This is a genomic window from Cellulomonas sp. KU4C (assembly GCF_056868065.1).
This window is the reverse complement of record NZ_CP200322.1, coordinates 1,930,901-1,951,938: the sequence shown is the minus strand read 5'-3', so window position 1 is coordinate 1,951,938 and position 21,038 is coordinate 1,930,901. Positions and strand designations below refer to the sequence as shown.

At 75.2% G+C, this 21,038-nt stretch carries 20 protein-coding genes; 12 read left to right on the top strand and 8 right to left on the bottom strand.

The features are described 5' to 3' along the window. Positions 1–74 precede the first annotated feature (74 nt). From pta to AC1VL8_RS09310, 9 genes are all read left to right on the top strand, one after another. Positions 75–2,150 carry a phosphate acetyltransferase gene (gene pta / locus AC1VL8_RS09350; RefSeq protein ID WP_389226140.1) on the top strand — a complete coding sequence of 692 codons (2,076 nt, stop codon included), beginning with the start codon at positions 75–77 and terminating at the stop codon, positions 2,148–2,150. Continuing rightward, on the top strand, positions 2,147–3,334 hold the full coding sequence (locus tag AC1VL8_RS09345; protein ID WP_483074975.1) for an acetate/propionate family kinase: 1,188 nt from the start codon (positions 2,147–2,149) through the stop codon (positions 3,332–3,334). Before pta ends, AC1VL8_RS09345 begins: the two co-directional genes overlap by 4 nt. 113 nt (positions 3,335–3,447) lie before the next feature. Beyond that, positions 3,448–4,980, top strand: coding sequence for a diguanylate cyclase (locus tag AC1VL8_RS09340; protein ID WP_483074974.1), 1,533 nt, complete (start codon positions 3,448–3,450; stop codon positions 4,978–4,980). Next, positions 4,977–5,192: a hypothetical protein gene (locus AC1VL8_RS09335; RefSeq protein WP_483074973.1), complete on the top strand. Its 216-nt coding sequence runs from the start codon at positions 4,977–4,979 to the stop codon at positions 5,190–5,192. Before AC1VL8_RS09340 ends, AC1VL8_RS09335 begins: the two co-directional genes overlap by 4 nt. Before the next feature lie 241 nt (positions 5,193–5,433). Next, positions 5,434–5,694, top strand: coding sequence for a hypothetical protein (locus AC1VL8_RS09330; RefSeq protein ID WP_483074972.1), 261 nt, complete (start codon positions 5,434–5,436; stop codon positions 5,692–5,694). Beyond that, complete coding sequence (locus AC1VL8_RS09325) at positions 5,691–6,965, top strand: hypothetical protein (protein ID WP_483074971.1); 1,275 nt, start codon at positions 5,691–5,693, stop codon at positions 6,963–6,965. The genes AC1VL8_RS09330 and AC1VL8_RS09325 overlap by 4 nt, the downstream gene beginning before the upstream one ends. Continuing rightward, entirely contained in the window at positions 6,962–7,759 is a 798-nt protein-coding gene (locus AC1VL8_RS09320) for a hypothetical protein (RefSeq protein ID WP_483074970.1), read from the top strand. Before AC1VL8_RS09325 ends, AC1VL8_RS09320 begins: the two co-directional genes overlap by 4 nt. A 162-nt stretch (positions 7,760–7,921) precedes the next feature. Beyond that, a complete protein-coding gene (locus AC1VL8_RS09315) occupies positions 7,922–8,383 on the top strand; it encodes a hypothetical protein (RefSeq protein WP_483074969.1) in 462 nt (153 codons plus the stop codon). Beyond that, positions 8,380–8,976, top strand: a complete 597-nt coding sequence (locus AC1VL8_RS09310; protein WP_483074968.1) for a hypothetical protein — start codon at positions 8,380–8,382, stop codon at positions 8,974–8,976. Before AC1VL8_RS09315 ends, AC1VL8_RS09310 begins: the two co-directional genes overlap by 4 nt. Positions 8,977–8,997: 21 nt before the next feature. On the opposite strand, the gene AC1VL8_RS09305 is transcribed toward AC1VL8_RS09310, so the two are convergent. Then, positions 8,998–9,522, bottom strand: a complete 525-nt coding sequence (locus AC1VL8_RS09305) for a VOC family protein (RefSeq protein ID WP_483074967.1) — start codon at positions 9,520–9,522, stop codon at positions 8,998–9,000. Between AC1VL8_RS09305 and AC1VL8_RS09300 the strand changes: the two genes are divergently transcribed. Further along, on the top strand, positions 9,521–10,438 hold the full coding sequence (locus AC1VL8_RS09300) for a helix-turn-helix domain-containing protein (RefSeq protein ID WP_483074966.1): 918 nt from the start codon (positions 9,521–9,523) through the stop codon (positions 10,436–10,438). The two genes, AC1VL8_RS09305 and AC1VL8_RS09300, sit on opposite strands and share 2 nt — an antisense overlap. Positions 10,439–10,463: 25 nt before the next feature. Here AC1VL8_RS09300 and ptsP read toward each other — a convergent pair whose 3' ends face one another. The 7 genes from ptsP to AC1VL8_RS09265 all read right to left on the bottom strand — a co-directional run bounded on the left by ptsP (position 10,464) and on the right by AC1VL8_RS09265 (position 18,242). Further along, entirely contained in the window at positions 10,464–12,194 is a 1,731-nt protein-coding gene (ptsP, locus tag AC1VL8_RS09295; protein WP_483074965.1) for a phosphoenolpyruvate--protein phosphotransferase, read from the bottom strand. A gap of 78 nt (positions 12,195–12,272) precedes the next feature. Then, the gene (locus AC1VL8_RS09290; RefSeq protein WP_483074964.1) at positions 12,273–13,811 is read right to left on the bottom strand and encodes a PTS fructose transporter subunit IIC; all 1,539 of its coding nucleotides are present in this window, start codon (positions 13,809–13,811) and stop codon (positions 12,273–12,275) included. Beyond that, the gene (locus tag AC1VL8_RS09285) at positions 13,808–14,263 is read right to left on the bottom strand and encodes a PTS sugar transporter subunit IIA (protein WP_389226103.1); all 456 of its coding nucleotides are present in this window, start codon (positions 14,261–14,263) and stop codon (positions 13,808–13,810) included. The genes AC1VL8_RS09290 and AC1VL8_RS09285 overlap by 4 nt, the downstream gene beginning before the upstream one ends. A 2-nt stretch (positions 14,264–14,265) precedes the next feature. After that, positions 14,266–15,213, bottom strand: coding sequence for a 1-phosphofructokinase (pfkB, locus tag AC1VL8_RS09280; RefSeq protein WP_483074963.1), 948 nt, complete (start codon positions 15,211–15,213; stop codon positions 14,266–14,268). Further along, complete coding sequence (locus AC1VL8_RS09275; RefSeq protein WP_389226097.1) at positions 15,210–15,971, bottom strand: DeoR/GlpR family DNA-binding transcription regulator; 762 nt, start codon at positions 15,969–15,971, stop codon at positions 15,210–15,212. Before AC1VL8_RS09275 ends, pfkB begins: the two co-directional genes overlap by 4 nt. 500 nt (positions 15,972–16,471) lie before the next feature. Next, a complete protein-coding gene (locus tag AC1VL8_RS09270) occupies positions 16,472–17,596 on the bottom strand; it encodes a GuaB3 family IMP dehydrogenase-related protein (RefSeq protein WP_389226094.1) in 1,125 nt (374 codons plus the stop codon). A gap of 91 nt (positions 17,597–17,687) precedes the next feature. Further along, the gene (locus tag AC1VL8_RS09265; RefSeq protein ID WP_483074962.1) at positions 17,688–18,242 is read right to left on the bottom strand and encodes a type 1 glutamine amidotransferase domain-containing protein; all 555 of its coding nucleotides are present in this window, start codon (positions 18,240–18,242) and stop codon (positions 17,688–17,690) included. Positions 18,243–18,412: 170 nt separating this feature from the next. On the opposite strand from AC1VL8_RS09265, the gene AC1VL8_RS09260 reads away from it, so the two are divergent. Then, positions 18,413–19,273 carry an exonuclease domain-containing protein gene (locus tag AC1VL8_RS09260; RefSeq protein ID WP_483074961.1) on the top strand — a complete coding sequence of 287 codons (861 nt, stop codon included), beginning with the start codon at positions 18,413–18,415 and terminating at the stop codon, positions 19,271–19,273. 152 nt (positions 19,274–19,425) lie between these two features. Next, positions 19,426–20,982: a helix-turn-helix domain-containing protein gene (locus AC1VL8_RS09255; RefSeq protein WP_483076221.1), complete on the top strand. Its 1,557-nt coding sequence runs from the start codon at positions 19,426–19,428 to the stop codon at positions 20,980–20,982. Positions 20,983–21,038 lie beyond the last annotated feature (56 nt).

The following is a 21,038-nucleotide window of genomic DNA, read 5'->3' as shown; positions in this document are numbered from 1 at the left end:
TCCGGCAGAATTCATCCCACCACCTTTGCCCCGCCGGGCGACCCCCGGATCTCGAAGAGGAAGAAGCCGCACCCGTGGCCCGCAGCATCTACGTCACCTCCCCCGAGGGGGACACCGGCAAGTCGACCGTGGCACTGGGCCTCGTCGACCTGCTGACCCGCACCGTGCAGAAGGTCGGCGTGTTCCGCCCGATCGCCCGGTCCACCGAGACCCCGGACTACGTGCTCGAGCTGCTGCTGGCCCACGACGGCGTGGACCTGTCGTACGCGGACTGCGTCGGCACCACCTACGAGGCCGTGCACGCCGACCCCGAGGCGGCGCTCGCCACGATCGTCAGCCGGTACCACGCGGTCGCCCGCCAGTGCGACGTCGTCGTCATCGTCGGCACCGACTACACCGACATCGCCGGCCCCGCCGAGCTGGGCTTCAACGCCCGGATCGCCGCCAACCTGGGCGCGCCCGTGCTGCTGTGCGTCAAGGGCCAGGGCCGCACGCCCGAGGAGGTCCGCCAGGTCGCCGAGGTCGCCGCGAACGAGCTCGAGGCCGGCCACGCCCAGGTCGTCGCGATCGTCGCCAACCGGTGCGACCCCGCCAACCTCGACGCCGTCCGCGCCGAGCTCTCCACCCGCGCCACCGCCTGGGCCCTGCCCGAGGAGCCGTTCCTCGTCGCCCCCACCGTGCGCCAGCTGATGGACGCGGTCGACGGCACCCTGATCGGCGGCGACGCGCAGCTGCTGTCCCGCGAGTCCACCGAGGTCCTGGTCGGCGCCATGTCGATCGAGCACCTGCTGGAGCGGCTGTCCGACGGCGTCGTCGTGATCGTCCCCGGCGACCGCTCGGACATCCTGCTCGGCCTGCTCACCGCGCACGCCGCCGAGGGCTTCCCGTCGCTGTCCGGCATCATCCTCAACGGCGGGTTCGAGCCCCCGGCCGTCGTGTCCCGCCTGGTCGACGGCCTGCGCAGCAAGCTGCCGGTGATCCGCACCGACCTCGGCACGTTCCGCTCGGCCAGCGCCGCGGCGAGCACCCGCGGCCGGCTGTCCGCGGACTCGCAGCGCAAGGTCGACACGGCGCTCGCGCTGTTCGAGAAGCACACCGACGCCGAGGAGGCCCTGGCCGCGCTCGAGGTGCCGGCCCCCGAGGTCGTCACGCCGCTGATGTTCGAGTACGAGCTGCTCGACCGGGCGCGGTCCGACCGCAAGCACGTCGTCCTGCCCGAGGGCAGCGACGACCGCATCCTGCGCGCCGCCTCCACGCTGCTCCAGCGCGAGGTCGCCGAGCTGACGATCCTCGGCGACGAGACCGCGATCCGCCGCCGCGCCACCGAGCTCGGCCTGGACCTCACCGCCGCGCACGTCATCGACCCCAAGGCCGGCGAGCTGCTCGAGCGGTTCGCCGCCGAGTACACCGAGCTGCGCAAGCACAAGGGCATGACCGTCGAGCGCGCCCGCGAGATCGTCTCCTCGGTGTCGTACTTCGGCACGATGATGGTCCAGCTCGGCCTCGCCGACGGCATGGTCTCCGGCGCCGCGCACACCACGGCCCACACCATCAAGCCGTCCTTCGAGATCATCAAGACGCTCCCCGGCACCTCGGTCGTGTCGTCCGTCTTCCTCATGTGCCTCGAGGACCGCGTCCTGGTCTACGGCGACTGCGCCGTGAACCCGGACCCGACCGCCGAGCAGCTCGCGGACATCGCGATCTCCTCGGCCGAGACCGCCGCGCAGTTCGGCATCGAGCCGCGGATCGCGATGCTGTCCTACTCCACCGGCTCGTCCGGCTCCGGCGCCGACGTCGACAAGGTCCGCACCGCCACCGAGCTGGTCCGCGAGCGCCGCCCCGACCTCAGCGTCGAGGGCCCGATCCAGTACGACGCCGCCGTCGACGCCTCCGTCGCCCAGACGAAGATGCCCGACTCCGCGGTCGCCGGCCGGGCCACGGTGTTCGTGTTCCCCGACCTCAACACCGGCAACAACACCTACAAGGCCGTGCAGCGGTCCGCCGGCGCGGTCGCCGTCGGCCCCGTGCTCCAGGGTCTGCGCAAGCCCGTCAACGACCTGTCCCGGGGCGCCCTGGTCCAGGACATCGTCAACACCGTCGCCATCACGGCGATCCAGGCCCAGGCCCTGACCTCGGAAGGCTCGAAGTGAACCACGTCCTCGTCATCAACTCCGGCTCCTCGTCGATCAAGTACCAGCTGGTCGACGCCACCAGCGGCGACGCCCTCGCCAGCGGCATCGTGGAGCGCATCGGCCTCGAGGTCGGCAAGGTCAAGCACGAGGGCCCGTCCGGCACGACGGTCCTCGAGCAGCCCGTGCCGGACCACGAGACCGGCATGCGCCTCGTCCTCGGCCTGTTCGAGGAGCAGGGCCCGCAGCTCCGCGAGGAGGACCTCACCGCGGTCGGCCACCGGATCGTCCAGGGCGGCGACGTCTTCGACGGCCCCGCGGTCATCGACGACGAGGTGCTCGCGCAGATCGACGCGCTGTCCCCGCTGGCCCCGCTGCACAACCCGGCCAACGTCGCCGGCGTGCAGGCCGCCCGGCACGCGTTCCCGAACCTGCCGCACGTCGCGGTGTTCGACACCGCGTTCCACCGCACCATGCCGCCGGCCGCGTACACCTACGCGATCGACCAGGACGTCGCCGCGCAGTACAAGATCCGCCGCTACGGCGCCCACGGCACGTCGCACCTGTACGTGTCCCGGGCGACCGCCGAGTTCCTCGGCAAGCCGCTCGAGGAGCTCAACACCATCGTGCTGCACCTCGGCAACGGCGCGTCGGCGTCCGCCGTGCGCGGCGGCGCGTGCATCGACACGTCCATGGGCCTCACCCCGCTCGAGGGCCTCGTCATGGGCACCCGGTCGGGCGACATCGACCCCGCCGTCCTGTTCCACCTCGCGCGGGTCGGCGGCTACACCATCGACCAGCTCGACGAGCTGCTGAACCGCAAGTCCGGGATGCTCGGCCTGTCCGGCTACACCGACATGCGCGACGTCCACGACGCCGTCGCCGCGGGCGACGAGCGGGTCAAGACCGCCCTCGACGTCTACTACCACCGGATCAAGGGCTACGTCGGCAAGTACTACGCCGAGCTCGGCCACGTCGACGTCATCACGTTCACCGCCGGCATCGGCGAGAACGACGACATCGTCCGGCTCAACGCCCTCGCGGGCCTGGAGCGCCTCGGCATCCAGGTCGACCCCGAGCGCAACGCCGGCCGGATCAAGGAGCCGAAGGTCATCTCCCCCGACGGCGCCGAGGTCACCGTGCTGGTGATCCCGACGAACGAGGAGCTGGAGATCGCCCGCCAGGCGGTCGCCACCATCGCCTGACCCGGTACGCCCGTGCGAGGGCCCGCACCGCCGACCGGCGGCTGCGGGCCCTCGCCGCGTTTCACCCGGGTGGGGTGTTCAGCGCACCGGGCCCGTTCCCGATACAGACAGACATGACGACTGCCCGAGCGGCGCAGAGGGACGGCCTGCCGTCCTGGCGCTCGGAGCTCGACCGGATCGACCGCCTGTGCGACGCCGCGCCCGCGCTGTGCGTCGCGGCCCTCCCCCCGCTGCTGGAGCGGGCCCGGGCCGAGCAGGCGATCGAGCCCGAGATCGAGCTCGAGTACAACGCGGGCTGGGCGCACCACCTCCTCGGAGACGACGCCCTGGCCCTCGCGGCGATGGAGCGCGCCCTCGAGCTGAGCACCACCCACGGCGTCCGCCCCTGGGAAGGTCGCCTGCTGCAGGGTCTGGCGGCGGTCTACAACGGGTTCGGCGACAACCTCTCGGCCCTGGAGCTGCTCGACCGGTCCCTGGCGATCCGCCGCGAGCTGGACGACACCGAGGGCATGGCCGCGGCGCTGAACAACCTCGCGGACACCTACATCTCGATGAACCGGTTCCCGGAGAAGGCCCGGGAGCTGCTCGACGAGGCCGCGCGCCTGTGGCCGCTGCTGAACCGCCCCGACGGCACCTGCGCGACCCTGTCCGGCCTCGCGAAGCTCGACACCGACGAGAGCGTCGCCCTGGCCGCGACCGACCCGGTCCGCTCGCGCGCGCTCGCCGAGCGGGCGGTCTCCCTCGCGACCCAGGGGCTCGAGGCGGCGCACGGCGTCCCCGACGCCGACGGCGGCGACTCCGGCAACCCGCGGATGGCCGCGGAGGCGCAGGTGCGGCTCGCCCGGGCGCTGATGGCCTGCGGGGAGCTCGACGCCGCCGGCGCCGCCCTGGAGGAGGTCGCGCACGCCCTGCCGCGCGTGCAGGCCCGCTACCTGACGATCCGGTACCACGCCGCCCACGGCCGCCTCCGCCGGCTGCGCGGCGACCACGCGGGCGCGCGCGCCACCCTGCACTCCGGGCTGCTGGTCTCCGAGCAGACCCTGCGGCCGATGGAGCGCGCCGACGTCCTGCTCGAGCTGGTGCAGGTCCACGAGGACGCCGGCGACCTGCAGGCCGCGCTCGACACCCACCGGCAGTACCACGAGGCCGTCATGCTCCAGCGCGACCAGGCCGCCGAGCGCCGCGGCATCGTCGTCAACGCGCAGCTCGACGTCGAGCGGGTCCGCCAGGCCCGCGACCAGGCCCGCAAGCGCGCCGCCGAGCTCGCCGCCCTCAACGAGACGCTCCAGCACGACGCCGTCCACGACCCCCTGACCGGCCTGCTCAACCGCCGCGGCCTGGACGCGATCCTCGCGGCGCGCCTCGGGCGGGAGGAGGAGATCGCGTACGTCGTCGCGGACCTGGACCTGTTCAAGTCCGTCAACGACCTGCACTCCCACCCCGTCGGCGACGAGGTGCTGCGCCGCGTCGCGCAGATCATGACCGCCGCGGTCCGGGTCGGCGACGTCGTCGCGCGCGTCGGCGGCGAGGAGTTCACGCTGGTGCTGCTCGACTCCCCTCTGGAGCAGGCCCAGGCCGTCTGCGAGCGCATCCGCGCGACGATCGCCACGTACCCGTGGCACGAGCTGTCCACGGGCTGCGGGTGACCATGAGCTTCGGCGGGGCGATGGCGTCCCCCGCCGAGGCCGCCCACACGCTCGCCGCGCGCGCCGACGTCGCGCTGTACCGGTCGAAGCGGCTCGGGCGGAACCAGGTGCAGTTCGACGGGGTGGTGCCGGAGGCCGCCGCCGGGCCGGGCGCGTCCCCGGGCACCCGGGTCGCGGGCGGCACGTCCAGCACCGCCTGCGCGCCGGCCTGACCCGAGGGGCGGGCTCGCCGCCGCCGGTGCCGGACTCCGTCAGCCACGCTCCCGAAGAGGGGCTGGTCAGGGCCGGGTCGTGCCGCTATCTTCGGTGGCTCAGCCGCACGTCCTGATCCGACCGACACCCGTCGACCGGCCGCGTCCGCGCGCCGTGACCACGGGTGCGCCACCCGGGAGTCGACCGTGCTGCGCTGCGCCCCACCCCGCCCGACCCACCTCCGACGTCAGGAGGTGCGCCGTGGACCTCGTCGTTGAACCCGCCGAGGTCGCCGAGGTCGGCGCGGCGCTGAGCGCACTCGAGCACGAGATCCCCGACGCGCCCCGCACGACGCCACGCACGAGCGGCAGCCCCGCGGTCGACGACGACCTCGAGGACCTGCTGCTGTCCGCGCGGGACGGCCTCCGGGACGCCCGCGCCGCCCTGCACGCCCTCGGCGCCGCGGCGAGCGCGGCCGCCGACGCCCTCGTGGCCACCGACCGTGCGCTGGCCACGTCATGAGGTGGACCGACGAGGACCCGGGAGCCGGCGACGTGCACGCGCTGCGGCACCTGTCCCGGCAGCTCACCACCACGGTGAACGCGCTCGCCGACGTCCGCTGGGAGGTCCGCTCCCGCACCGGGACCCTGACCGAGGCCGCCTGGTCCGGGCAGGCCGGGGACGCGTGGCGGGACTCGGCGCAGACCTGCGTGGACAACCTGCGGCACCTGCTCGAGTCGATCGACCCCGCCACCGACGCCCTCACGGCGTACGCGAACCGGGTCGAGGAGATCGCCGAGGAGGCCGCGGTGATCCGCCAGCGCCAGGACGCCGCCTCGACGCTGCTGCGGTCGCTGCGCCGCGCACCCGAGACGACCACGGCAGCCGCGCGCACCCGGTGGCGGGACGCCTGCGACGACGCCTCCGACGCCGTGCGTGCCGGCGACCGCCAGCTGCAGGACCTCGCCGACCAGCGCCGCGCCGCCGACACGCGGCTGCGCGGGCAGATCGACCCCGTGCGGGCGGTCGACTGGGACCTCGCAGGCGTGGTGAGCGTGCCCGCGCCGGTCCGCGCCGTGGGGCCCACCGTGGCCGTGCCCGACGGCGCCGCGCGGCTCGCGCAGGTCGGCAAGGACACGGTGCAGCTCGGGTCCAAGGCCCGGGCGTACCGGCAGTTCGTCCGGTCCGGCTTCGCGCCCGTCGCCGGCCGACCCCGCGCCGCGCTCCGCGAGGGGGCGAAGGCCGCGGCGGCGCTGCGACGGTTCTGCTTCGGGGGCGAGGGCAGCGGGGTGCTCGCGCGGATGCGCGTGCCGGGGGCCGCGGTGCTGGGGCGGGCGTTCTTGCCGGTGACGATCTACAGCGGTGTGGTGGATCTGAAGCACGGGGGCGGGTACGACGGGGCCAGAGGCGCGGCCACGCGAGGCCTCGGTGCGGTGGGGGCGCTCGGTGCCGGTGCACTCCTCGCGTCGCACGGGGCAGCGCTCTTCACCGGCACCGCCCTGCTCGGCCCCGTCGGCCTCGCGGTCGCCGGAGCGGCCGTGCTCGCCTACGGCGCGTGGAGCCTCGGCAACCTGGTCTGGGACCACCGCGAGGCGATCGGGGACTTCCTCGGCTCGGCGTGGAGCGGGATCGGCGACGCCGCGGCCCGTGCGCGTGACGTCGGGGTCCGGGCGGCGTCGGCCGCGGTCGACTGGGCACGCGACCGCATCGGGTCGGTCACCCGCCGCGCCGCCGACGCCGTGGGCGACGTCGCGGGCGGCCTGCTGCGCGTCCTGTCGTTCGGGTCGCTGTGACCGGCCGCGCGCCGGAGGACGGCACACGTCCCGCCCCGGCGGTCGCCCTCGAGGTCCTCACCGACGAGGAGCTGCACGTCCTGCACGGCGGCACCCCGACCGTCGTCGTCGAGCCGCACCTCGCCGCTCTGCCCGACGGCCCGCGGGAGTGGAGCCTGCGCGCCGCGTACCGCGGTCTGCTCGCCCGCGGTCTGCTCGAACCCCCGACCGGGGCGGCACCCACCGACCTCGACGGGAGCGGCGCCGCCGACGCCCGGGTCCGCGAGGACGTGCACGCCGTGGTGACCCTGCGGGCCGCCCCGGACGCCGTGCTCTGCGCCGCGCGCACCACCTCGCTCGGCCAGGACTTCTGGTACGCGCACGTGGTCGCGGACGTCGTGCTGGTCGAGCAGGTCGACGCCGGCGGGCTGCACCACTTCACCGTCGCACCGGCCGACGACCTTCCCGACCTGCTGACGGCAGCGACGGTCCACCTCGAGGCGACCGACGGCACCGGACCCGCGCTCGCGGTCGGAGACCCGGCCGACCCGGAGCGCGCGACCACCGACCTGCTGGCCCGGGCCGAGCTCCGCACCGACCTCGTCCTGCGCATCCCCGGCGACACGGACCCGGTGCTGACCGGCCTGTTCACCGGCCCGGCCGGGGCGTGGCTGCTCACCGCACACCCCGGCACCGACAACCCACTGACCGCAGTCCCCCGCACCAGGGCCGATCTCCTGGGGCACCTGCACGGACTGGCCGCGCGCGCGCTCGCGGTCTCGACCCACGCGACCACGACGGAGGAGGCCCGATGAGCCGCGGTCGCTGGCAGGTGCACGCGCGTCCGCCGGACGTGCAGGGCCTCGTCCCTCTCCCGGCGCTGATGACGAAGTCGGCCCGACGATGGCTGATCGGCACGGGCGTACTCGTCCTGGTGGGCTACGCCTGGAAGCTTCGTCACACACCCGGAGGACGGGTTGTGGTCGCTGCCCTTCGTCGGGCTCCTCGCCCTGGGCGCCCTCTGGATGACCTGGGGATCGAGCTGGCTCGACACCAGAAACGGCACGCTGGTGACCGTTCACGGCAGGTGGCTGACCGAACGGACGCAGCTCGGCAACGGCACCACCGTCACGCTCGTCCCGGACCAGATCGGCAGGGTGCTGCTCGCCATGCGGTCGCCGGGCTCACGCAGGCGCCGGTTCATGGTGCTGCTCGCCATGACCCTCTACGTCGAGAACTCCACGTCACCCGACGTCCTGCGCACGCTCGCCGACACCCTCGAGCGCCACGGCGCCGTGGGCGCCGCCGACGTCGTCCCCGTGCTCCTCGCCCAGGCCGCCCACCTCGACGCGGGCGGCGGACCAGGCACCTCACCGCTGGCGGCACTGCTCGACGACCGGGCTGAGCGCGACACCCCGCCCGCGCAGGTCGCGCCGTGAACCGCTCGCAGTGGCGCTTCTACGCGCGCCCCCCGGAGACGACGGGCATGGTGCGGATCCCGGCGCTGACGACCCGATCGGCCATGCGCTGGCTCTACGGCACGGGTGTGCTGCTGGTCGGCGCATTCATCTGGCACTTCGTCACAGACCCGCAGAACCGGCCCTACACGCTGATCAGCACTGCCGTCAGCGTGCTGCTCGCGTGCTGGATGCCGTTCTCGCTCTGGCTCGACACCGAGACCGGGGCCGTCCTCGCCATTCGCGGCCGCGGGCGGATCGGCTACCGCATCCCACTGGGCGACGGAACGACGGTCACCGCAGTCCCCGATCACCTCGGGGGCAGGGTCCTCCTCGGGCTGCGCCCCCACGGCTCCCGCTTCCGGGACTTCATCGCGCTCCTGGGATTGACCATCTACGTCGAGAACTCGATGTCCCCCGACCTGCTGCGCCTCCTCGCCGACACCCTCGACCGCCACCACACCCACGGCGCCGACGAGGTCGGCCCCCTCCTGCGCGCCCAGGCCGCCCACCTCGACGCCGGCGGCGGACCCGGCGGCTCCCCCCTCGCCGCCCTCCTCCAGGGTCGCGGTTGAGGGGAGTCGCGGGCCGACGCCTCAGCCCTGCTCGGCGGCCCAGCGCGCCACCCGCGCGGCGCTCTCCTGCGGCGCCAGGTCCACCACGCGGGTCATCAGCGTCCACCGCACGCCGAACGGGTCGACGACCGAGCCGAACCGGTCGCCCGACACGAACGTGCTGACGGGTTCGCGCAGCGTCGCCCCGGCCGCGACGGCACGGTCCACGGCGGCGTCGACGTCGGGCAGGTAGAGCGCGAGCGAGAAGGTCGCCGGGGCGGACGGGTCGGGCGCGGCGATGCCGTAGGCGGGCATCGGGTCGCTCAGCGTGAGGCAGCCGTGGCCGAGGTCGAGGGTCGCCTCGCCGACGAGGTCGCCGAGCCGGGTCACGTCGAGCACCCTGGCCCCGAACGCCCGCTCGTAGAACGCGAGCGCCTGGTCCGCCGGGTGCACGACGAGGTGCGGGGTGAGCGAGGTGCGGCCGTGCGGGACGCCGCCGGTCGTGTGCGCGCCGGTCGCGGGGGCCGGGGAGGTCGTGTCGGTCGCGGGTGCGATGCTCTCGGTCATGCCCCGAGCCTCACGCCGGGGTGACGTGGCGGTCTGGTACGAACGGGACAACCGGTCCGGGGACGGGGGTGGGCACGTGGTCGGGTCGGCGGGGTACCTCAACCCGGGCGACGCGGAGGTGCGGTTCGCCCGCACGGCGCTGGGCGCGGACCTCGACGCGCTCGTCCGGCACGTGTGGACGGCGCACTGGGACGTGCCGCCCGGCGAGGTCCGCGCGCAGCGGGTGCTCACCTACCCGAGCGCGGACGTCGTCGTGCAGCCCGGCCGCGCGGACCTGCACGGCCCGGACCGGGTGCTGTCCGTGCAGGAGCTGACGGGACGGTCCTGGGTGGTCGGCGTGCTGCTGCGCCCGGCCGCGACCCGGCTGCTCACCACGACCGACCCGGTGCGGCTGGTCGGCGCCCACGAGCCCTTGCCGACCGCGCCGCTGCCCGCGCTCACGGCGGCCATGACGGGGGCCCCCGGGTCCGGACCGTCCGCCGCGCCCGCTCCGGCGGACCGGCCCGACCACCTCGCGGACGTCGCCGCGACGCTGCGGGCGTGGCTCGCGCCGGTCGCCGCCGGGGTCGACGACGCCGGGCTGCTCGCGAACGCGGCCTGCCGGGTCGCCGAGGAGCGCACGGACGTGCTCCGCGCCGCCGACCTCGCGGACGCGGTGGGCACGACCCCGCGCACCCTGAGCCGGGTCGTGCGGGCGCACACCGGCCTGACGCCGAAGTGGCTGATCGAGTGCCGTCGGCTGCAGGCGGCGGCGGGCGCGCTGCACACCGACCCGGACGCGGACCTCGCCGCGCTGGCCGCGGACCTCGGGTACACCGACCAGGCGCACTTCACCCGCCGCTACCGCCGGGTGATCGGCGAGACGCCGGGCGCCACCCGGCGCCGCGCCCGACCTCCGGCGCCGCCGGGCCGCTGACCCCGCGCGCCCGAGACCGCGCCCGTCACACCCCGAGCGCCACCCGGGCGTCGGCGTCGAGCAGGTCGACGACCGCCGCCCGCGCCGCCGCCGGGTCCTCGGCGGCGATCGCCGCGTCGGCCATCGCCCGGCAGGCGTCGAGCGTGTGCCGGCGCAGCGCGTACCGGACGGCCGGGAGCGCGGCCGGGGACATCGACAGGCTCGTGACCCCCAGCCCGGTGAGCACCAGGGCCATCAGGGGGTCCGAGGCGGACTCCCCGCACACGCCGACGGGCTTGCCGGTCTCCACCCCGGCGCGCGCGGTGGACGCGACCAGCTCGAGCACCGCGGGCTGCCACGCGTCGAGCAGGTCGACGAGCTCGCCCCGGAGCCGGTCGGCGGCCATCGTGTACTGGGCGAGGTCGTTGGTGCCGAGCGACACGAAGTCGACCTCGGCGAGCACCGACGACGCGCGCAGGGCCGCGGCGGGGACCTCGACCATGACGCCGGTCGTCCGCAGGCCGGCGGCGCGGGCCGCCTCGGCGAACGCACGGCTCTCGGCGGGCGTGGCGATCATCGGGGCCATCACCCACGGCGTCGTCCCGGTCTCCTCGCCCGCCCGGGCCAGGGCCTGGAGCTGGTCGGCGAGCAGCGCGGGCGCGGACCGGACCAGCCGGTAGCCACGGACCCCGAGCGCGGGGTTCTCCTCCGGGCTGAGGTTCGCGAACGCCAGCGGCTTGTCGGCCCCGGCGTCGAGGGTCCGGACGACGACCTTGCGGTCCGGGCCGAGCGCGCGCAGCACCCGGGCGTAGGCGGTCGCCTGCTCGTCGACGGTCGGTGCCTGCTGCCGGCCCAGGAACAGCACCTCGGTGCGGAACAGCCCGACGCCCTCGACGGCGACGTCGGCCAGGCGCTCGGCGTCCTCGGCGGTGCCGATGTTCGCGAGCAGCGCCACCCGGTGGCCGTCGGCGGTCGCGCCCGGGTCGGTGTCGGACTCCAGGGCGCGCTCCGCGGCGGCGCGGGCGGTCATCGCGGACCGCACGGCCTCGTCCGGCTCGACGGTGACGGTGCCGGCGGCGGCGTCGACCGCCACCTCGACGCCGTCGACGAGGCCGCTCGCCCCGGTGGCGCGGACCACGCACGGGATGCCGTTCTGCCCCGCGATGATCGCGGTGTGGCCGGTCGGGCCGCCCTCCTCGGTGACGAGAGCCAGGACCCGCGCGAGGTCCAGCGCGGCGGTGTCCGCGGGGGCGAGGTCGCGGGCGACCACGACCGACGGCTCCCGCAGCTCCGGGACGCCCGGCGCGGGCTGCCCGGTGAGGCGCGCGACCACGCGGTCACGGACGCTCCGGAGGTCGGTGACGCGCTCGGCCAGGTAGCCTCCCGCCTGCTCGAACATCGCGGCGAACGCCCCGACGGCGGCGTCGAGCGCGGCGACCGCGGGCTCCCCCGCCGCGACCTTCGCGAGCACCTGGTCCCTGAGCGCGGGGTCGTCGGCCATCATCGCGGTCGCTCCCAGCACCTCGGCCACGGTGCCCGACGCGCGGTCGGCCTGCTCCCGCAGCGCCGCCGCGACGTCGGTGAACGCGGCCGTGACCGCGTCGGGCAGCTCGGCCGCCGGGACGGGGGCGCCGTCGCGGACCACCGGGGCGTCGCCGGGGACCGTGGGCGCGGGCCGCACCCGCACCACCGGCCCGACCGCGACCCGGCGGCCGACCCCCGCTCCGTGCAGCACCGTGCCTGGGGCAGGTGCTCGGTCCTCGGTCCGGGTGGTCATCACAGCAGCGTCCCTCCGTCGGGTCGGGTGTGCGGGTCGTTCAGCGGGTGGTGCGGGTGCGGGGTGGTGCGGGTGCGGTCAGGCCGTCGCGGGCTGCGCGGCCACGACGGGCTGCGCGGCGGCGTCGGCGGCCTGCTCCGCCTGGACCACGGGGTTCGGCTTGAGGCTCTTGAGCACGACCACCAGCAGGCCGGTGACCGCGGTGCCCACGAGCACCGCGAGCAGGAACCCGAGCGGGTTCGAGATCAGCGGCAGCACCCACACGCCGCCGTGCGGCGCGCGCAGGCCGGAGCCGAACGCCATCGTGAGGGCGCCGGTGACGCTGGAGCCCACCATCGACGACACGATGACGCGCCACGGGTCGGCCGCCGCGAACGGGATCGCACCCTCGGAGATGAACGACAGCCCCAGCAGCACCGCGGCCTTGCCGTTCTCCTGCTCGGCGTGCGTGAACAGGCGCTTGCGGATGAACGTCGCCAGGGCCAGACCCAGCGGGGCGACCATGCCGGCCGCCATCACCGCGGCCATGATCTGGTACTGGACCGCGTCGGCGGCCAGGCCCTCGGTCGCCAGGCCGGTGACCGCGAACGTGTACGCGACCTTGTTGATCGGGCCACCGAGGTCGAAGCCCATCATCACGCCGAGCAGCGCGCCCATGAGCACGAGGTTCGAGCCGGACAGGCCGTTGAGCCAGTTCGTCAGGCCGTCCATGAGGTTCGCGATCGGGCGACCGATCAGCACGAACATGAGGAACCCGGTGATCAGCGACGACAGCAGCGGGGTGACCACCACGGGCATCACGCCGCGCACGCCCTTCGGCACCTTCCAGCGGCTGATCCACAGGGCCAGGAAGCCCGCGACGAACCCGGTGACCAGGCCGCCGAGGAACCCGGCGCCGACCAGCACGGAGATGGAGCCGCCGACGAAGCCGGGCACCAGGCCGGGCCGGTCCGCGATGCCGTACGCGATGAACCCGGACAGCACCGGGACGAGGAACGCGAACGCCGCGCCACCGGTCTGGAACAGCAGCACCGCCCAGTCCTGCCCGGACGTGATGCTGAAGCTGGAGATCAGGTCGGCGACCGGCACCTGCGTCACGGCGACCGCGCCGGACTCGCCCCAGGCGGCCTGGGCGATCATGAAGCCCAGCGCGATCATGATGCCGCCGGCGGCGACGAACGGGATCATGTACGACACGCCGGTCATCAGCCACTGCCGGATCCGGGTGCCGACGCCGGCGTTCGGGTCGACCTTGGTGGCGGGGCGGGGCCCGGCACCGGCCGGCGCGCCCACGGGCTCCGCGACGACGCCGTGCTCGACGGCCTCGACCGCCTGCGCGAGCACCCCCGAGGGGTCGTGGACGGCCTTCTTCACGCCGACGTCGACGAACGGCTTGCCCGCGAACCGCTCGCGGTCCTGGACCTCGAGGTCCGCGGCGAAGATGACCCCGTCCGCGGCGGCGATGACCGCCGGGTCCAGCGGGGACGAGCCCGCGGCGCCCTGGGTCTCGACGACGACCTCGTGGCCGCCGGCCTTGCCGACGGTCTCGAGGGCCTCGGCGGCCATGTACGTGTGCGCGATGCCCGTGGGGCACGAGGTGACGGCGACGAACTTCATGACGGCACGACCTCTCGGGTGACGATCTCGGCCACGGTGGCGGCGTCGGGGGCGTCGAGCAGGGACTGGCGGAACGACTCGTGCACCAGGCGGCGCGCGAGGGCGGCGAGGATCTTCAGGTGGTCGGAGTCGCCGCCGGCCGGCGCGGCGATGAGGAACACCAGGCGGGCCGGCCCGTCGGGGGCGCCCCAGTCGACGGCGTCCCGCAGCTTGCCGACGGCCAGGCTCGGCGCGGCGACGTGCTCGGAGCGCGCGTGCGGCAGGCCGACGCCGCCGGGCATGCCCGTGGCCATCTGCGCCTCGCGGGCGCGCACGTCGGCGTGGAAGCCCTCGGCGTCGGTGACGCGGCCCGCGGCGGCGAGCAGGGCGATGAGCTGCCCCGTCGCGTCGTCGCGGTCACGGGCCACCAGGTCGACGCCGACGAGGTCGGCGGAGGTCAGCGGCAGGCTCATGGTCACAGCTCCTTGAGGGCGAGGGAGGGGTTGGGGTCGGCCACGACGGCGACCTCGTCGAGTCGGATGTCGGACGGGCGCGGGACCGCGCTGCCCGGCAGGAGGACCGCGGCGCGGCCCCAGGCGACGGCGCGGCGCAGGCGGTCGGCCGGCGCGCCGTCGGCGGCGAGGTAGCCGGCGAGCGTCGAGTCGCCTGCCCCCACGGTGGACACCGGGACGAGGGCGGGCCCACCGGCCCACCACGCACCGGCCCCGGTCACCAGCAGCGCGCCGTGCACGCCCAGGCTGACCAGCACGGCGTCGGTGCCACCGGCGCGGACGGTCGCCGCGGCGTCGAGCACGTCGCCGACGGTCACGAGCTCGCGGCCCACCAGCTCGGCCAGCTCGTCGTCGTTGGGCTTCACCAGCGCGAGCCCGCCGTGCCGGACCGCTGCGGCGAACGGGGCGCCGGAGGTGTCCAGCAGCACGGGGACGCCGCGGGCGGCGCCGAGGTCCGCGACCCGCGTGAAGAACGTGTCGTCGACGCCCGCCGGCAGGCTCCCCGCCGCGACGACCGCGTCGGCCCCCGCGGCGAGCTCGGCGTCGACGGCGGCGAGCAGGGCCTCCTGCTCGTCGGCCGTCAGCGCGGGCCCCGGGGCGTTCACCTTGGTGGTGGCGCCGCTGGACTCGGACAGCGTGATGTTGGACCGGGTGTCGCCGGACACCGGCACCGGGTGCGCGTCGACGCCCTGGGCGGCGAGCAGCGCCACGACCTGCGCGCCGTCGGGCCCGCCGGACGGCAGTACCGCCCGCGACGCGACGCCGTGCGCGGCCAGCGCCCGGGACACGTTGATGCCCTTGCCACCGGGGTGCAGGTGCGTGGCGGCGGCGCGGTTGACCTCGCCGGGCTCCAGCCGCTCCAGGTGCAGCGCCCGGTCCAGGCTCGGGTTGGGGGTCAGCGTGACGATCATGCCCGCACCACCCGGGTGCCGGCGGCCTCGATCTCGTCCGCGAGCTCGGGCTGGACGCCGGAGTCGGTGACCAGGGTGTCGACCTCCTCCAGGGGGGCGACGTGCGCGAAGTCCGCGCGGCCGATCTTGGTGTGGTCGGCGAGGACCACGGTGCGGCGGGCCGCGCCGACCAGGGCGCGCTTCACCGCCGCCTCCGCGAGGTCGGGGGTCGTGAGGCCGTGCTCGACGCTCAGGCCGTTGGTGCCGAGGAACGCGACGTCGACGTGGATGTCCGCGAGGTCCCGCAGCGCCCAGGTGCCGACCGCCGCGAGGGTCCGGCCGCGGACCGTGCCGCCGACCAGGTGCAGCGTGATGCCGGGCCGGGTGGCGAGCACCGTGGCGACCGGCAGCGCGTGGGTGACGACCGTCAGCTCGCGGTCGGTGGGCAGCAGCTCGGCGAGCCGGACGGTGGTGGTGCCGGCGTCCAGCACGATCGCGCCGCCGTCGGGCAGCTCGTCGAGGGCGGCCTTGGCGATCCGGTCCTTCTCCCCCGACAGCAGGCCCTCGCGCTGGGCGAGCCCGGGCTCGAAGCCGAGCTGCTCCACGGGGATCGCGCCGCCGTGCACCCGGCGGACCAGGCCGTGCCGCTCGAGCACGGTGAGGTCGCGGCGCACGGTCTCGGGGGTCACGTCCAGGGTCGCGGCGAGCGACGCGACGTCGACCCGGCCGTCCCGCCGCGCTGCGGCGATGATCTGCTGCTGGCGCTCCGTCGCGTACACGTCGCCTCCGTCGGCTGGGTCGGTGGCCCGCGCCGGGGAGGACCCGGCGCTGGGCTGCTTGCTGCCCCCTCAGCATGCCCCAACCGGACCCCGAAACGCAACCACCCAAACCCATTCGGGCATGAACCCAACCCGCAAACCCACATCCCCGGACCCGCACCGCCCCCGCGCCCCCGCGCGCCACCCGTCGAGATGACCCTGCCCGCTCCCGCCCACCCGGGCCACCCGAGCGGCCCTGAGCCCGCATCGGGAGCCGCATCGGGAGCCGCAGCGGCGGACGAGTGGTCACGACACGCTGCCTCGCGCGGCGGTCGGCCAGCGTGTCGTGACCACTCGTCGGAGCGCGCGGGGGCGGGGGCGGGGGCGGGGCGGGGCGGGGGCGGGGGCGCGGGCCGGCGGGAAGTCCCCGGGGGTTCGGGCGACGCGGAGGGGCGGGGACGGCGCGAGGGCCGCGGCTCCCGGGTGGGAGGCGCGGCCCTCGGGGGCGTGCGGGGTGCGGGTCAGTGGGGCTGGTACGGGCTGACGACGATCTCCACGCGCTGGAACTCCTTGAGGTCCGAGTAGCCGGTGGTGGCCATCGCCCGGCGCAGCGCGCCGATCAGGTTGAGCGACCCGTCGGCGGTGTGCCCGGGGCCGAACAGCACCTGCTCCAGCGTCCCGGCCTGCCCGACGTGCACGCGCTCGCCGCGCGGCAGGTGCGGGTGGTGTGCCTCGGGGCCCCAGTGCCAGCCCTGGCCGGGGGCGTCGGTCGCCCGGGCCAGCGCGGCCCCGAGCATCACGGCGTCGGCACCGCACGCGACGGCCTTGACCAGGTCGCCCGAGCGCCCGACGCCGCCGTCCGCGATCACGTGCACGTACCGGCCGCCGGACTCGTCGAGGTAGTCGCGGCGCGCGGCCGCCACGTCGGCGACCGCGGTGGCCATCGGGGCGTGGATGCCCAGCGACACGCGGGTGGTGTGCGCCGCGCCGCCGCCGAAGCCGACGAGCACGCCCGCCGCGCCGGTGCGCATGAGGTGCAGCGCCGCGGTGTAGGTGGACGCGCCGCCGACGATCACCGGCACGTCGAGCTCGTAGATGAACCGCTTGAGGTTGAGCGGCTCGGCCCGGCCGGACACGTGCTCGGCGGACACGGTGGTGCCGCGGATGACGAACAGGTCGACGCCGGCGTCGACGACGTCCTTCCAGAACTCCTGGGTGCGCTGCGGCGACAGCGCGCCGGCGACGGTGACGCCCGCGTCGCGGATCTCGCCGATGCGGCGGCGGATCAGCTCGGGCTGGATGGGCGCCGCGTACAGCTCCTGCATCCGGGCGGTGGCCTCGGCGGCCGGCAGCTCGGCGATCTGCGCCAGCAGCGGCTCCGGGTCCGCGTACCGGGTCCACAGCCCCTCGAGGTCCAGGACGCCCAGGCCGCCGGCCCGGCCCAGCGCGACGGCCGTCGCCGGGCTCATCACGGAGTCCATCGGCGCCGCCAGCACCGGCAGGTCGAAGTGGTAGGCGTCGATCTGCCACCCGACGGACACCTCCTCGGGGTCCCGGGTGCGCCGGGAGGGGACGACCGCGATGTCGTCGAAGGAGTACGCGCGCCGTCCCCGCTTGCCGCGGCCGATCTCGATCTCGTTGCTCACCGGCCCAGGTTACCGGCGCGCCCCGCCCCCGCGGGTGCGCGCCGGTCCCCCGGGTCGGCCCGACGTCCGGGCAGGGCCGATCCGGCTCGGGTCAGCCCGCCACGGCGTCGACCACCGCGCCGCTGAACGCCGGGAGGTCGTCCGGGTTCCGCGACGTGATGAGCGTGGCGCCGCCGGCCTGCGACACGACGACCTCCTGGTCGACCCAGTCGGCGCCGGCGTTGCGCAGGTCGGTGGCGAGGCTCGGGTACGACGTGAGCGTGACGCCGTCGACGACCCCGGCCTCGATGAGGGTCCACGGCCCGTGGCAGATCGCCGCGACGGGCTTGCCGGCGCCGAGCACGGCCTGCACGAGCGCCACCGCGCCGCCCTGGGTGCGCAGCGTGTCCGCGTTGACGGTGCCCCCGGGGATGACGAGTCCGTCGAGGTCCGCGGCCGACACCTGGTCCAGCGTGCGGTCGACGGGGTACTCGCCGCCCGGGTCGAGGTCGTTGTTCACGGCGCGCACGGTCCCGGGCTCCGCGGAGACCAGCAGGGCGGTGCCCCCGGCCTCGACGACGGCCTGCCAGGGGGTGGTGAGCTCGGGCTCCTCGATGCCCTTGTCGCTGGTGAGGAACGCGACGGTCCGTCCGGTCAGGCGACCCATTGCCGACTCCTTCGATAGGGGGGACCCCGCGGTCGGCGGGGACGCCTTCCACCCTCACCCCGGCGGCCTCGGGGCGCATCCGCTCGCGCACGTGCCACACGCCGGGCGCGGGTCCCCGGGCGCGTGGGTGGGCGGTGGGATGCTGGCGGCGGTCGGAAGGAGCACGACGCATGACCTGGACGGACGGCCCCCTCCTGGGGTTCGACACCGAGACCACCGGCGTGGACGTCGACCACGACCGGATCGTGACGGCGGCGCTGGTGCGCCGGGACGCCGCCGGGACCCACGTGCGGACCTGGTTGATCGACCCGGGCGTCCCGATCCCCGAGGCCGCCAGCGCGATCCACGGCATCAGCACCGAGCACGCCCGCACCCACGGCGCGGCCCCTCGCGGGGCGCTGGACGAGATCGCCGCGCAGATCGCGGACGCGGTGCGCGACGGCGTGCCGGTGGTCGCCTACAACGCGTCCTACGACCTGTGCCTGCTCGAGGCGGAGCTGCACCGGCACGGGCTGCCGACCGTGGAGGACCGGCTCGGCGGCGCGCTGCGCCCGGTCATCGACCCGCTCGTGCTCGACCGGGCGGAGGACCGGTTCCGTCGGGGCAAGCGCAAGCTCGTCGACCTGTGCGGGTTCTACCAGGTGGTCGACACCGGCAGCCTGCACACCGCGGACGTCGACGTGGTCGCGACGCTCGACGTGCTGGAGCGGATCGTCGGTCGGTTCCCCCACCTCGGGGACCTGGACCTGGTGTCGCTGCACGACTACCAGGTGACCGCGCACCAGGCGTGGGCGGAGGCGTTCAACGCGTGGCGGGCGGAGCGCGGGCACGACGGCCCGGGGGCCGAGGCGACCTGGCCGAGCCGTGGGGCCCGGGCGTCCGCGGGCCCGGCCGCGCACCCGACCGTCCACCCGACCGTCCGGCCGGCCGCCGCCGTCGCGGCACCGGTCGAGGAGGTCGCCGTGGCGCACGACCCCGCGCGCGACCGCCGGTTCGTCGGCCGTCCGGTGCAGGACACCCTGATCGCCTGACCAGGCACGTCACATCATCCCTGAGATGCGGTCGGGTTCCCCGAGCGCGTCTCCACGCCTTCTCCCCATCTCCACGCGTGCCGATATCTCATCCATGAGTTAGCGTCGTGCTCGTGACCACGACCAGCCCGACGACCGGAGCCGTCCCGACGGTGACCTCGTCCCTCCCCACCGTGTCTCCCACGCTCCCCGAGCAGCTCGCCCACGTGGGCTCGCTCGTCCGGTCCGCGCGCCGCCACCGCGGCCTGACGCAGACCCAGCTCGCCGACCAGCTCGGCACCAGCCAGTCCGCCGTGCACCGCATCGAGCAGGGCGCGCAGAACGTCAGCCTGGAGATGCTGACCCGGATCGGCGCCGCCCTCGACTCCCCCATCGTCACGCTCGGCGGTCCGCAGCACACCCACCTGCGGGTGCAGGGCGGCGTGCAGCTCAGCGGCCGGCTCGACGTGAACACCTCGAAGAACGGCGCCGTCGCGCTGCTGTGCGCCTCGCTGCTCAACCGCGGCACGACCCGGCTGCGCAACGTCGCCCGGATCGTCGAGGTCGACCGGATCGTCGACGTGCTGCGCTCCGTGGGCGTCCGCGCGACCTGGTCCACGGACGGCCGCGACCTCGAGATCGTCGTCCCGAAGGACCTCGACCTCGACTCCATCGACGTCGACGCCGCGCGCCGCACCCGGTCGATCATCATGTTCTTCGGCCCGCTGCTGGGGCAGCGCGACGACTTCCACCTGCCCTACGCGGGCGGCTGCGACCTCGGCAGCCGCACCGTCGAGCCGCACATGATCGCGCTGCGCCCGTTCGGGCTCGCCGTCACCGCGACCGCCGGCCGCTACCACGCGCGCGTCACCGACCCGGGCCGCTCGGACCTGTCGATCGTCCTGACCGAGCGCGGCGACACCGTCACCGAGAACGCCCTGATGGCCGCCGCTCACCGCGACGGCGTCACCACGATCCGCAACGCCAGCCCGAACTACATGGTCCAGGACCTGTGCTTCTACCTGGAGCTGCTGGGCGTGCGGATCGACGGCATCGGCACCACCACCCTGCGCGTCCACGGCAAGGCGGAGATCGACGCCGACGTGGAGTACGCGGTCTCGGAGGACCCGGTCGAGGCGATGAGCCTGCTGACCGCCGGCATCGTCACCGGCTCGGAGATCACCGTCGGGCGGGTGCCGGTCGAGTTCATGGAGATCGAGCTCGCGACGCTGTCCGAGATGGGGCTGCGCTACACGCTGTCGCAGGAGTACACCGCGCACAACGGCCGCACCCGGCTGGTCGACATCACCGTACACCCCAGCGACCTGCGCGCGCCGCTCGACAAGATCCACCCGATGCCGTTCCCCGGGCTGAACATCGACAACCTGCCGTTCTTCGCGGTCATCGCCGCGTGCGCGACCGGCAGCACGCTGGTGCACGACTGGGTCTACGAGGGCCGGGCCATCCACCTCACGGACCTGACCCGGCTGGGCGCCGACGTCCGGCTGCTCGACGCCCACCGGCTCCAGGTCACCGGGCCGACCCGCTGGTCCGGCGCCGAGGTGTCCTGCCCGCCGGCCCTGCGGCCCGCGGTGGTGATCCTGCTGGCGATGCTCGCGGCCAAGGGCGAGAGCGTCCTGCGCAACGTCGACATCATCGCCCGCGGGTACGAGGGGCTCCAGGAGCGGCTGGTCGAGCTGGGCGCGCGGATCGAGACGTTCCGCGACTGACGGGCGACACGACGGAGGGGGCCCGGTGCGCGTCGCACCGGGCCCCCTCCGTCGTG